Source organism: Pseudomonas sp. GW821-FHT11D10 (assembly GCF_058808435.1).
This window is the reverse complement of record NZ_JBXARR010000009.1, coordinates 80,749-93,085: the sequence shown is the minus strand read 5'-3', so window position 1 is coordinate 93,085 and position 12,337 is coordinate 80,749. Positions and strand designations below refer to the sequence as shown.

Annotated in this window: 14 protein-coding genes; 8 read left to right on the top strand and 6 right to left on the bottom strand. The window is 60.0% G+C overall.

Annotated elements, in window-relative coordinates; genetic code table 11:
• Positions 1-97 precede the first annotated feature (97 nt).
• Together AC1RT4_RS23455 and AC1RT4_RS23450 are read left to right on the top strand one after the other, a co-directional pair.
• Positions 98-1,171, top strand: coding sequence for an amidohydrolase family protein (locus tag AC1RT4_RS23455; protein ID WP_493088199.1), 1,074 nt, complete (start codon positions 98-100; stop codon positions 1,169-1,171).
• A 110-nt stretch (positions 1,172-1,281) separates the two neighbouring features.
• Positions 1,282-2,577: an OmpP1/FadL family transporter gene (locus AC1RT4_RS23450; RefSeq protein ID WP_007955369.1), complete on the top strand. Its 1,296-nt coding sequence runs from the start codon at positions 1,282-1,284 to the stop codon at positions 2,575-2,577.
• On the opposite strand, the gene AC1RT4_RS23445 is transcribed toward AC1RT4_RS23450, so the two are convergent.
• Positions 2,565-3,659, bottom strand: coding sequence for an alpha/beta fold hydrolase (locus AC1RT4_RS23445; RefSeq protein WP_493088197.1), 1,095 nt, complete (start codon positions 3,657-3,659; stop codon positions 2,565-2,567). The genes AC1RT4_RS23450 and AC1RT4_RS23445 overlap by 13 nt on opposite strands.
• Positions 3,660-3,869: 210 nt before the next feature.
• On the bottom strand, positions 3,870-4,064 hold the full coding sequence (locus AC1RT4_RS23440) for a PLDc N-terminal domain-containing protein (RefSeq protein WP_007955366.1): 195 nt from the start codon (positions 4,062-4,064) through the stop codon (positions 3,870-3,872).
• A 166-nt stretch (positions 4,065-4,230) separates the two neighbouring features.
• Between AC1RT4_RS23440 and AC1RT4_RS23435 the strand changes: the two genes are divergently transcribed.
• The 4 genes from AC1RT4_RS23435 (at position 4,231) to AC1RT4_RS23420 (ending at position 7,343) form a co-directional block, all read left to right on the top strand.
• Entirely contained in the window at positions 4,231-5,067 is an 837-nt protein-coding gene (locus AC1RT4_RS23435; RefSeq protein ID WP_085604582.1) for an AraC family transcriptional regulator, read from the top strand.
• A 51-nt stretch (positions 5,068-5,118) separates the two neighbouring features.
• The gene (locus tag AC1RT4_RS23430; RefSeq protein WP_493088194.1) at positions 5,119-5,715 is read left to right on the top strand and encodes a LysE family translocator; all 597 of its coding nucleotides are present in this window, start codon (positions 5,119-5,121) and stop codon (positions 5,713-5,715) included.
• Positions 5,716-5,823: 108 nt separating this feature from the next.
• Positions 5,824-6,546, top strand: a complete 723-nt coding sequence (locus tag AC1RT4_RS23425; protein WP_493088192.1) for a class I SAM-dependent methyltransferase — start codon at positions 5,824-5,826, stop codon at positions 6,544-6,546.
• Positions 6,547-6,647: 101 nt separating this feature from the next.
• Positions 6,648-7,343 (top strand): tRNA (adenine(22)-N(1))-methyltransferase, encoded by a 696-nt coding sequence (locus AC1RT4_RS23420; protein WP_493088190.1) that lies wholly within the window; start codon positions 6,648-6,650, stop codon positions 7,341-7,343.
• A 97-nt stretch (positions 7,344-7,440) separates the two neighbouring features.
• Here AC1RT4_RS23420 and AC1RT4_RS23415 read toward each other — a convergent pair whose 3' ends face one another.
• From AC1RT4_RS23415 to AC1RT4_RS23405, 3 genes are read right to left on the bottom strand one after another with little or no spacing between them, the layout of a single operon-like run.
• The gene (locus AC1RT4_RS23415) at positions 7,441-8,025 is read right to left on the bottom strand and encodes an isochorismatase family protein (RefSeq protein WP_493088188.1); all 585 of its coding nucleotides are present in this window, start codon (positions 8,023-8,025) and stop codon (positions 7,441-7,443) included.
• Positions 8,026-8,074: 49 nt separating this feature from the next.
• Positions 8,075-8,911, bottom strand: coding sequence for a pirin family protein (locus AC1RT4_RS23410; protein ID WP_493088186.1), 837 nt, complete (start codon positions 8,909-8,911; stop codon positions 8,075-8,077).
• A gap of 11 nt (positions 8,912-8,922) precedes the next feature.
• Positions 8,923-9,987: an alkene reductase gene (locus tag AC1RT4_RS23405; protein ID WP_493088184.1), complete on the bottom strand. Its 1,065-nt coding sequence runs from the start codon at positions 9,985-9,987 to the stop codon at positions 8,923-8,925.
• A gap of 100 nt (positions 9,988-10,087) precedes the next feature.
• Between AC1RT4_RS23405 and AC1RT4_RS23400 the strand changes: the two genes are divergently transcribed.
• Positions 10,088-10,969 (top strand): LysR family transcriptional regulator, encoded by an 882-nt coding sequence (locus AC1RT4_RS23400; RefSeq protein WP_493088182.1) that lies wholly within the window; start codon positions 10,088-10,090, stop codon positions 10,967-10,969.
• Positions 10,970-11,039: 70 nt separating this feature from the next.
• Entirely contained in the window at positions 11,040-11,204 is a 165-nt protein-coding gene (locus AC1RT4_RS23395) for a DUF2986 domain-containing protein (RefSeq protein WP_493088180.1), read from the top strand.
• Between the two features lie 60 nt (positions 11,205-11,264).
• Here the strand turns inward: AC1RT4_RS23395 and AC1RT4_RS23390 are convergent, their stop codons facing one another.
• Positions 11,265-12,290, bottom strand: a complete 1,026-nt coding sequence (locus AC1RT4_RS23390; protein WP_493088178.1) for an MBL fold metallo-hydrolase — start codon at positions 12,288-12,290, stop codon at positions 11,265-11,267.
• Between the last annotated feature and the right edge of the window lie 47 nt (positions 12,291-12,337).

Genomic DNA, 12,337 nt, shown 5'->3' with positions numbered 1-12,337 from the left:
ATGTTCAATATTGATCTCGAAAGTTGTACGCCATCGAGCACAGTTCTTTACCCAGTGGCCGCAGGCGCTCGGTCGAAGCCCAAACAAGAGAGTCAGCATGTCAATCAAGCAAGGCCGTATCGATGTCCACCATCACATCATTCCACCCGCATTCGTCGACGCGATGAATGCCAGAGGACTGCACGCTGTCGCGGGGGCGCCGCTGCCAGCCTGGACGCCGGAAAAATCCATTGAGGTGATGGATGCGAACGGCATCGAACGGGCAATCACCTCGCTGTCTGCGCCCGGCGTCCACTTCGGGGACGGGGTCCAACAAGCCAGCGAGCTGGCGCGCCGTTGCAACGAATTCGCCGCGCAGATGCGTACGCGCTACCCGAGCCGCTTCGGCAACTTCGCGGTGCTGCCGATGCCGTTCACCGAGGCCGCCTGCCGTGAAGCCGTTCATGCGCTGGACGTGCTCAAGGCTGAGGGCATTGTTTTGCTGGGCAGCACCGACGGGGTATTCCTGGGGGATCCACGCTTCGACGAACTGATGGCCGAACTCGACCGCCGAAAAACCGTGGTATTCATCCATCCCAACATGCACCAGACCAGCGAAAGCATCGGTCTGCAGACCCCGGGATTTCTCATTGAGTTTCTCTGCGACACCACGCGCGCGGCGGTCAATCTGATCCTTGGCGGGACCATGGAGCGCTATCCCGGCATTCGCTGGATTCTGTCCCACTCCGGTGGCTTCCTGCCGTTTGTGGCCTGGCGTGTCTCGCTGGCCAACATGTTGCCGGAATTTCAGCAGCACGCGCCGCAAGGCGTCATGACCTACATCCGTCGCTTTTACTTCGACACGGCGTTGTCACCATCACCTTATTCCATGGCGGCGCTCAAGGAACTGGTGGAACCGTCACACATTCTTTTCGGCAGTGACTATCCCTTCGCCCCGGCTCCCGCCACGGCGCTGCAGTGCCGGACGCTGGAAAGCCTGGAGATGTGGTCGCCGGCGATCATGCACGGCATCAACCGGGCCCATGCACTCAGTCTTTTTCCTCAGTACCGCCAGCCGAATGAAGTGGTCACTCCGGCGCCGATCTATGAGGGCGAATCCTTCTCTCAACGCTTGCGACGCAGCATGACCCGACCGATCGGTGCGCTGGCAGAGCGGATGCGCAAACGCTGAATCAACCCGTCGCCAAGGATGGGCGGCGACGTTTCACATCATTGAATCCAAAGATCCACCCGCGTGCCTCGGGTGTTCGCGCCCGCCAAAAAAATAACAAGAGCCAGATCATGACAATAAGAAATCAGCTTTGCGTGCTGGGGCTTTGCCTCACCTCCACTCAACTCCTGGCCAACGGCCTGCAAATCAACGAACAGAGCATAAGCTCCGCAGGCAAGGCTTATTCCGGTCGGGCTTCTGATGTGCAGGACGCCTCGATCGTTTACGGCAACCCCGCCGGTATGTCCCGCCTGGCGGGTGAACACGTCAGTGGCGGTCTCAGTTTCATCGATGTCAGTTCGCGCATCAGCAAGGTCAATACCACGGTGTCGGGCACTTCGCACGGCGATATGGTGCCTGATCCGATCGTCGTGCCATCGGGCTTCTACACGCTGCAACTCAACGATGACTGGCACGTGGGCTTCGGGGTTTACGCCCCTTTTGGCGGGAGCACAGACTATGAGAGCAACTTCCAGGGACGCTACCGCAGTTCGCAGACTCAGGTGAAGGTCGTCACCTTGCAGCCGACGGTCAGTTACCGGGTAAATGATCGACTGTCTGTGGGGTTTGGGCCGACGATCAACCGTATCGACGGGCTGCTCGAAAGCAAGATCGCCAACAGCGCGGTGGGCGGGCAGGGCGACGGGACTGTCAAAGTCACCGGCGACGACACGGCCATGGGCTTCAGTCTGGGCATCCTGTTCGACCCGCTCGACGACCTGACCCTGGGGCTCACCTATCACTCCAGAGTCGACTACAAACTGAGCGGAAACACCAAGGTCTCCGGTGCCAATGGATTGCTGGCACCGATCCCGGGGCTGGGGCTGCCGGGGCTCAACGGCAAATATGACGCGAGCCTGGATTTCACCTCACCGGAAACGGTCGATGCCTCGGCGACCTGGCGCATCAATGATCGCCTGGATATCTCCGCTGGGGCGTTGTGGAGTCGCTGGAGCCGCGTGCAGGAGTTGAGGGTGCTGAATTCCGGCGTGCCACAGGCCTATGGCCCTTTCGATACGATCCTCGAAACCCTGAAGTGGCGTGACACCTGGTCGTTCTCCACAGGCATGTCCTATCGCCTGAACAAGCAATGGAAGGTTCGCGCGGGCATCGCCTATGAGCCGACGCCGATGCCCAATCAGTACACGTCCACCCGTGCGCCAACGGGAGACCGGAAGATTTTCACGGTGGGCCTGAACTGGCAGATGACCGATCAGACCTCTCTGGATCTGGGATACGGCTACATCCATGAAGACCCGGTGAAGGTTTCACAGGACACGACGCAGGGTGGCCTGCGCCCGGGTTATAGCGCCACCTACCAGAACACGGTCAATGGCGCTGGGCTGCAGTTGAATCACAGCTTCTGATCAGTCTTGCTCGACGACAAGAGGTGATCGGCGTCGATGATCGCTTGAGCGAAGGCTTTCGGGTCTTCCTGTGGCAGGTTGTGACCGATGCCGCCGTTGATCAGGCGGAACTGGTATTTGCCGGTGAAGCGCTTGGCGTAGTCCTCGGGCGCCGGGTGCGGCGCGCCGTTGGCATCGCCTTCCATGGTGATGGTCGGCACGCTGATCGACGGCGCGGTGGCGAGTTTCTGCTCCAGCGCATCGTACTGGCTTTCACCCTGCACCAGGCCCAGACGCCAGCGGTAGTTGAACACGGTGATCGCCACGTGATCCGGGTTCTGCAACGCCTTGGCGCTGCGGTCGAAGGTGGCGTCGTCGAAGGCCCATTTCGGTGACGCCAGTTGCCAGATCAGCTTGGCGAAATCATGGGTGTTCTTGGTGTAACCGGCCTCACCACGGTCGGTGGCGAAGTAGAACTGATACCACCACTGCAACTCGGCCTTGGGCGGCAGCGGATTCTTGCCGGCGGCCTGATTGCCGATCAGGTAACCGCTGACTGAAACCAGCGCCTTGACCCGCTCCGGCCACAGCGCCGAAACGATGCCCGCCGAACGCGCGCCCCAGTCGTAGCCGCCGAGCACGGCTTGCTTGATTTTCAGGGCATCCATGAAATCGATCACGTCACTGGCCAGCGCCGCCGGCTGGCCGTTGCGCACGGTCTTGTCGGACAGGAAATGCGTGTCGCCATAACCCCGGGCATACGGCATCAGCACCCGATAACCCTTGGCCGCCAGCAGCGGCGCGACGTCGTCGTAGCTGTGAATGTCATACGGCCAGCCGTGCAGCAGAATCACCACCGGACCATTGGCCGGGCCGGTTTCGGCGTAGGCCACGTCCAGCAGGCCGGCCTTCACGTGTTTCAGCGGGCCGAAGGGCAGGTCGGCTTTGACGCTGGCAGCTTCGGTCTTGACCGGCTCGGGTGCTGCGGTTTGTGCCTGGGCGAAGGCGCCAAACTGCAACAGCGCGGTGGCGAGCAGCGACAGGCCCAGCAGGCGGCGACGGTTTTTCCCGGTGGTGACGGTGGCGTGTGGTGCGTGCTTCATGGCAAGTCTCCTTATGATCGGCGAGGGCCGGGTTCTGGCTGAACCCTTCGTATCTGGCGTTCATTAAAGACTGGCCACGTATCTGCGCTGTTTCCGTTTTCGTGGGCTGATGCGCGGGGATGTATCCGGGAGGCGTTCGTACACACTGCGATACAAACCTGCGGCCAACAAAAAGCCCCGAATGTTCGGGGCTCTTGCTTGCCTTGGGTTTCAGGCCTGAGTGACGTGCTTGGGCCCGGCCAGCGCCCAGGCGATCAACCCGAACAGCGGCACAAACACGATCAATACGATCCAGACGCCTTTGTTGCTGGCTTTCCCCTCACTCTTGCGCACCCTGTTGATCGCCCACAATTCGATGAGCAAAAGAACGACGGCCAGTACGATCCACGTGGTTTCAAGTTGCATGGGCTACCTCCTGATGGTCATTGGTTTAGGCGGGGCATGCCACTCAGGGTTCATTAAATTTGCTGGGTGGCTTGCCTGGTGCACCTGCACAAATGTTCTAAACGCCTCGGCAAAGTCGCGGTAACGTAGACGTCCTCAACGACCAACACTGTCTTCGGAGCCTTGCGTGGACAAACGCAACTGGATCGAACTGTCTCAGGATGCCGACACCGGGATCGAGTCGATTCGTGCCCATTTCCAGGGCCATGCCTACGATCCGCACTGGCATGACAGCTTTCTGGTGGGCGTCACCGAGCAGGGCGTGCAGCAATTTCATTGCCGGCGTGTGCGCCATCTGAGTACGCCGGGCAAGATCTTCATGCTGGAACCGGGTGAGATCCACGACGGGCACGCGCCGACGGAGGAGGGCTTCACCTATTCCATGCTCTACCTCGACCCGCACTGGCTGGAGCGCGAATTGCGCGTGCTGTTCGAGCATGCGCCCGACAATAGCCAGCTCGGATTCACCGATACCCTGAGCCAGGATTCGCGCCTGTCCACCGCCATCAATCAGGCCTTCAACGCCCTGCATCAAGGCGACTTGCGCATCGTGCGCCAGACCGCGATCGACACCTTGCTCGGTTCGCTGACGTCCCACCTCGACTGGCGTAAACGGCAACCGTTCGATCCGCGCCTGCCACGAGTAGCCCAAGTGGCGCGGGATTATCTGCATGCGCACGCCTTCGAGGACATCGGGCTGGACGATGTGGCCCAGGCTTGCGGGGTCGATCGTTTTCGTCTGACCCGTGCGTTCAAGGCGGCTTTCGGCTTGGCGCCACATGCCTATCTGATCCAGCTGCGCCTGGCCCGCGCCCGGCAATTACTGGCGCGCGGCGAAACACCCGCCACCGTCGCCAGCGCCCTCGGTTTCGCAGATCAGAGCCATCTCGGGCGCTGGTTCCGCCGTGCCTATCACCTGACGCCAGCGGATTACCGCAAGCGCTGCTCAAACCTTCCAGACTGAACCCCGCACAACCGCGACCATGACTTCCTGTTCTGATTCGGGAGTCCTGTCATGGAATCGTTGTTGCCATTTCTGCTGTTTTCCTTCGTCGCCTCGATCACCCCGGGGCCGACCAATATTCTGGTGATGAGCCACAGCTCGCGGCGCGGCCTGACGGCCACCGTGCCGATCATCTTCGGCGCGTGTGTGTCGGCGGCGCTGGTGGTGTTGGTGGTCGGACTCGGCGTGGGGGAAACCTTGCTGCGCTATCCCCGTGTGCAGCAGGCGATGGCCTGGGCCGGCGTGTTGTGGCTGAGCTGGCTGGCGTGGCAGATCTTTCGCAGCACGCCGCCATGTTTGGAGTCCTCAACGTCGAATGATGACGGCTTCAACGTATTCGGCGCCGCCGGCCTGCAATTGATCAACCCCAAGGTCTGGATGATGGCCGTGGCGGTGGTGAGCGTGTTTGCCGGTGGCAGCGAAGACACCGCACGGATGGCGTTGTTGTCGCTGGCGTTTCTGCTGGTCAGTCTGCCGTGCATGACGGCGTGGGCGCTGCTGGGCGTGGGTAGTGCGCGGTTCTTCGGGTCGCCAAGGGCGTTAAGGCGCATGAATGCCGGGCTGGCGTTTTTGTTGTTGCTGTCGGCTTGGTTGACGGTGTTGGTCTAGGCATCGGCACCTTCCGCATTCCTGCCAGGAATGCACCGCATAAAATCAATGAATTTCTATTATCGATCCTCGTGACGTAGTGTGATTCAAGGACACGGAGAAACGCCCTTGAACGCTTCCTCTACTGAAAAATTCGACACTTCCCGCGCCAATGAATATGGCAAGCAAAGCCGCATTGCGCTGGCGGGCTATGACGCTTGCCATGACCTTGCCGCGTGCATGCTGGCCGCCAGTCTCGGTAACGCAGGTTCGGCGCGGATTCTGGCGGTTGGCGCAGGCGGGACCGCCCAGGAAATCGTCGCGATGGGAAATCTGGAGCCAGGCTGGCGCTTCATGGCGGTTGACCCGTCCGAGCCGATGCTGGCGGCGGCGACCGAGCAATTGCGGGCGCATGACTTGTTGGCGCGTACGGATCTGCATCTCGGGCCGGTCGATGACTTGCCCGCAGATGAGTCATACGACGCCGCAACGGTGATCGGCGTTCTGCATCATCTGGAAGGCGATGAGGCCAAGCGAGCGCTTCTGCAATCCATTCGGGCGCGTTTGAAGCCGGGTGCTCCGCTGATCGTGGCCGGCAATCACTACGCGTATGCCAGCCAGCCGTTGCTACTGGAAGCGTGGGGACATCGCTGGCGCCAGAACGGTGCCAGCGCCGATGAGGTGAAAGCCAAACTGGGAAAAATTCTTCAGGGCGCCGATCCTCCCCATTCCGAGGCGGCGGTTCAAAAGCTGTTGCATGAGGCCGGATTCGGTGACGCCACCCGGTTTTTCAGCAGTCTGTTCTGGGGCGCATGGTTGACGCGTAGAACGGGTCGATTCGGGGCTGAGTGACGAATCCGACCACACGCATTTGAAATCCCCGCCGTTGCCCTCCAGAATCGCGCCCCGATCCGGCCACCAGTGCCGGGCGTTCAAAGCGAAAGGGGTTGCGGTTGAACGAACAGACATTGTCCATGCGCCTGGAACGGGTGGCGGCGCACGTGCCCGCCGGTGCTCGGCTGGCCGATATCGGCTCGGATCACGGCTACCTGCCAGTGGCCCTGATGCGCCGTGGCGCGATCGCGGCGGCGGTGGCGGGCGAGATGGCCGAGACGCCGTTCCGTTCGGCGCAACGTACCGTGCGCGAAAACGATCTTGAGCAGCAAATCACCGTGCGCCTGGCCAATGGCTTGATGGCCGTCGAACCGGCAGACGGGATCACGGCGATTACTGTGTGCGGCATGGGCGGTGAAACCATCCGCGACATTCTCGAAGCCGGCAAGGCGCGCCTGAGCGGCCGCGAACGTTTAATCCTGCAACCCAACGGCGGCGAACAGCCGCTGCGCCAATGGCTGATGGACAACGGTTACCGAATCCTTTGCGAGGAAATTCTGCGGGAGAATCACTTCGACTACGAAATCATCGTGGCTGAGCGGGGCGAGCCGGTGACGTATACCGCCGAGGAGCTGTACTTCGGGCCGCTGCAATTGCAGTCGCGCAGTCCTGCGTTTGTCAGCAAGTGGCAGCATCGGTTGCGGCATAAGCAGCAGACGCTGGCTCATTTTGGACGGGCGCGGCATGGGGTATGCGAGCAAAAGGTGCAGGATCTGAAGCAGCAGGTGCGGTGGATTACTGATGTGCTGGGGTGAAAACTCTCGGGGATGTTAATGAGGGGATCCTGTCCGAAGTCGGGTTTGCCCGGTGCTGCGCCTGCCAGCCCCACGCCGGGCAATGATTCCAGCGCTATCAGCTACCAAAAGACTCCATCAACACCTGCACCAATTCACCGCCCTGAGGCGTCGCCCAGCTACCGGCCAGTTCGGCAATCAACTGGTTGGTGCTGGTCAGCGTGACACCAGCCTTGTCCATGCGGCGCAATGCGATGTCATCGGCTGCCTTGGTCGGTGAAGCGCCGGCATCGGCGACGACCTGGACTTCATAGCCATCACGCACCAGCGAGAGTGCCGGGTAAACGGTGCAGACGTCGTTGGTGACGCCGGCGATGATCAGTTTGCGTCGGCCTGTCGCCTTCACCGCGGCGGCGAAGTGTTCGTCGTCCATGGCGTTGACGATGCCAAGGCGTTTGATGCGGCTCGCAAACTCAGCCGGAAGGATCTGCTCAAGCTCATTCAGGAGCGGGCCTTGTGCGTGCTCTTCCATGCTGGAGGTCAACACGACGGGCATTTTCAGAATGCGCGCGGCCTTGGCGAGCATCAGGGCGTTGCGTTTGAGTTCTTCGAAAGCCATCGATTTGGCCCAGCCCATGGTCCCGACCTGGTGATCGATCAGCAGAAGGGCAGCATTGTCGGCACTGAAGTTTTCGTACGTCATGGTGGTTCTCCTGGCATTTGAAATGGGGGGAATGCCCCCGGTGGTGGAGTCAGCGAATATTCAGATTTCCAAAATCACCCCGTTGATAGCGGGCCACGGCGGCGGTCAGGGCTTCTGAAGAAGCGAGCGCCATTGGGCCCTGCCAATGCACCGACTGGTTCAAGGGCGTGCCTGAGAAAACGACGGCCTTGGTGTTGCCGGTCGGCGCACTCAAGGTGACTCTACGATCCGCCCCTTGCGGGAGATTGACCGGTACTTTCGGATCGGACAGATCGAAGGGGTGGCCGTCGACAGACACTTCGCCGTCTATGGGCATGACGAACGCCACATGACCTTCGGGAATCGAGACACTCAGTTCGCGCCCAGCCTCCAGGGATATGTCCAGCAGTCGCACGTCGGTTGGCAGCGACAGAGGAGACACAACGTTGCGGAAGCTGCCAAGAGGCACTCGAACCTTCACGCCCGGCGAATGAACGACCGGCACCTCCTGAGATTCAACGCTGAAGGCAAACGGTGCTTGCGACTGTTTGTCTTCCGGCAAATTGATGAAAATCTGCAGCATGTGAACGGTCTTGCCGGGCTCGGCCGGAACTTCTTCGTGCACGACGCCATTGCCCGCCGCCGTCCAGTGCAGACCTCCGGGCTGGATCAGGTTGCGATTGCCCAGTGAGTCCTGGTTATCGATACCGGTTTGCGAATCCATAAACAGGTAAGACACCGCCGAGAACCCTGCATGAGGGTGAGCCGGAAACGTCGGTCCGCTGATCCAGGCGTGATCGACGCCCAAAAACGGGTCGATCGGTTTCGCATGTCGATCGCCTCGCAGGGTGAACGCCCTGAATCGGCTGCCGTGGTTCATGCGCTGCAAACGTGCGGTGGTGAGCATGGCTGCGTTCCTCAAGCCTCTGCGGACAGGGTCGGGTAGTCGATGTAGCCTTCAGGGCCCGGGGCGTAAAAGGTGTTTTTGTCCGCAGCGTTCAGTTCGGCACCGCTGCGCAAACGCTCGGGCAAGTCAGGGTTAGCGAGAAACGCACTTCCAAATACCACCGCGTCGGCCTTGCCACTGGAAATCAGGGATTCGGCGGTGTCTTTGTCGAGACCGCTGCCGATCAGGTAGCGCCCGGTAAAGAGAGGTCGCAGCGCTGCGTGGTAGTCGAACGTGGCGCCGAACAGCGCGACATGCAGGTAAGCGAGATTGAAAGCGCGCAGTTGTTCGACCAGGTGCGTGTAGGTTTCCTGCGGGTTGGCATCGATGATGTCGTTGAAGTTCATTTCGGGCGAAATCTTGATGCCGACGCGGTCACCGCCAATCTCATCCACCATGGCGGCGAGCACTTCCAGCACGAAGCGGACGCGGTTTTCAACCGGTCCGCCATATTCGTCATCTCGCTGGTTACTGCCAGTGGACAGGAATTGCTCCGGTAGATAACCCGATGCCGCATGCAGCTCGACACCATCGAAACCCGCCTCGATCGCGCGGCGTGCAGCCTGGCGATAGCCTTCGACGACGGCGGCGATTTCGACGATGGTCAGGGCGTGTGGGATGACGAAATCCTGCAAACCGTTGGCGGTGTAGGTCTGTCCCGCTGCCTTGATGGCAGAGGGCGCCTGCGGCTGAGCGCCGTTGGCGAGCAATGAAGGGTGGGACACCCGTCCGCAGTGCATCAGTTGCATGAAGATGCGACCGCCACGGGCATGCACTGCGTCCGTGACCTGCTTCCAGGCCGCCACCTGTTCGGCGGTTTCGATACCCGGCGTTCGTGTGTAGCCCTTGCCGAGTGCAACGGGAAACACGCCTTCGGAAATGATCAGCCCGGCACTGGCGCGCTGACCGTAGTAAGTCGCGACCAGATCCGTCGGTACACCGTCATCATCGGCGCGCGAACGCGTCATGGGTGCCATGACGATACGGTTGGAGAGGGTGTAGCGGCCTACCTGGATTTCAGAAAAAAGTGGGTTCATCGCGGTGCTCCTCAGCAGTGATGGAGCTATCATCAGTTAATTCAAATTCGGGATAAATCCGTCAAAATTGAAATGACTGATCCACTGGTGGAGCAATCTTTTGGAATACCTGAACGACATGGCGTTGTTTGTGGAAGTTGTGAAAATGCGCGGCTTTCGTGGGGCGGCGGAGTCGCTGGGCATGCCCAACTCAACGCTTTCCCGGCGCATCAGTGGCCTGGAGAAGGCCATCGGCTTGCGTCTGTTGCACCGCACGACACGCCGGATCGAGTTGACGGAGGCCGGGCAACTTTATTTCGAGCGCTGCAAACGTATCGTGGAAGAGGCGAGGCTGGCCCATGAGCAATTGGGCGAAATGCTTGCCCGGCCCAGTGGTTTGCTGCGGGTTTCGATGCCGGTGGACTTTGCCACTATCTATCTGGCGCCGTTGATTGCCGAGTTTGCCCGTGAATATCCGGGTATCAGCTTCGATCTCGACCTCACACCACGGCAGGTGGATTTGGTCAGCGACCCGGTCGACATCGTCATTCGGATGGGAGAACCGCCGAACTCCAACCTGATTGCCCGCAAGTTGGCGAGTATGAAGCGTGGTTTTTACGCATCGCCCCGGTATCTCGAACGGTTCGGGGAGCCGGAGCAACCTGCCCAACTCATCAATCATGAATGTCTCAGGATGCGCGGCCCGGGTTCTGTCTGCTGGACACTCTCCAGTGAGACAGGGAGCCAGCAGGTGGAGGTCGGTGGACGATTTGAACTCAACAGTGTGGGCATGCTCCGGCGTATGGCGTCTCTGGATCTGGGGATCGCGCTGCTACCGGAAGGTATCGCCGTCCAGGATGTGGCGAGCGGAACATTGCGCAGAGTGCTGGCGCAATGGCAGGCACCACCGGTTTCGGTCTACGCCCTGACCGAGACGCGACTGCTCCCGGCCAAGACGCAACGTTTCATCGAGTTTCTGCGTGACAGGCTCGATTGCGCGTAAGGGGCACTCTGGGATCAGTAACGGATTGAAGCTGATATCATTCAACAACTTTCAAGCAGGCCAAATCACCATGAACCGTCAGAAAAAACTGCAACAGCTCTTCAAGGAAAAATCCAGAAAGGCCAACGCCAAACTGGCGCCCAAAAGCAACAAGCCGAAGTACATCAGCAAGGCGGATCGCTTGAAACAGGCGGCGGAAGCCACACCCGAGACAACGACTTGCGTCGAGTCTTGATCAAGCAGAGCGCAGTGCTTTCGCCTACGTGCCCAAGGGCGGTTCAATGATCTGTCCCGCTCAGTCAATTTTGTCAGTTGCCTGTTCAGGTGCCGGCAGCGGGACGTCGGTAAGCGGATAGGGCATCACTTGTTTGATATCGGGGTAGTCAGTCTTCAAGCGCTCGATCAGTTCGTTCTCTTTTTGAAGACGAATCAACTGGGGATGTCCGGGGTCATTGCCGAAAAAGTCTTCCCAGTGACCAAAGAGCAGTAGCCGTGGCTTGATCAGATCCAGCAAGGCGTCGGGATACAACTCCACTTCATCCGTCGATGCCGCGCAGATGATCGCCACGTCTATGTTCTTGCCGTCCTGCAGAATGGGCGGAAATCCGTAGGGCGGATTGCTGGCCGAGTCCTGATAGTGAATGCGATAAACCGGCCTGCCTTGTTCATCCAGCAGGTCCACCAGCCAGGCGAGGGTCTGGCCCCCTGGCCATCGGCGCACATATTTCGGTAATTCGGTCAAATCCTGCTCGTAATCAATACCCTCCAAAAGGTTGATGCCGGCAATGTGCGGTGCATGTTCGCTTTCAATGGCCAGAAACCGGAATGGACCATCGTGTTTCCATTTGTTCTCGGGCCAGATGAGAGGCTTTGCGCGATTGTGGCGTTTGACCGTAACCATTTCCGGTTCCATGTCCACGAACCTGGATTTCAAGCCGGCAGCCGCCAGGATATGCCCCGTCGTGGTGGAGCCATAGGCTCTGGCCTTCGGGGCAAATTGCTGCATGATTCTTGGTACATCGAGCAGATGATCGTAGTGAGCGTGGCCGATCAACAGCACTGTAACGTCGGCCGCGGGGGGCATGTACTTGTCGATCCGTTCTTGATTGGGCGACACGAAGAGAGGCGGAAAGGCTGGATTACTGAAAGAGGGCGCAAACAGCAGCGCCTGGCCCTTCCACCGCACCAGCCAGCCCCCGACGCCCAGGTAAGTGATCTTCGGTTCCGGCAGATTGCACTCCCGGCTGGTTGGTTCAGTGCCGTTAAGGTCTTTGGCACAGCCTGCCAGGCACAACAGCACAAGCAAAATGGCGACGCGCATGAGGACTCCCCGCCATGAGTAATGGCCTTTATGTTAGTCCAGCATTC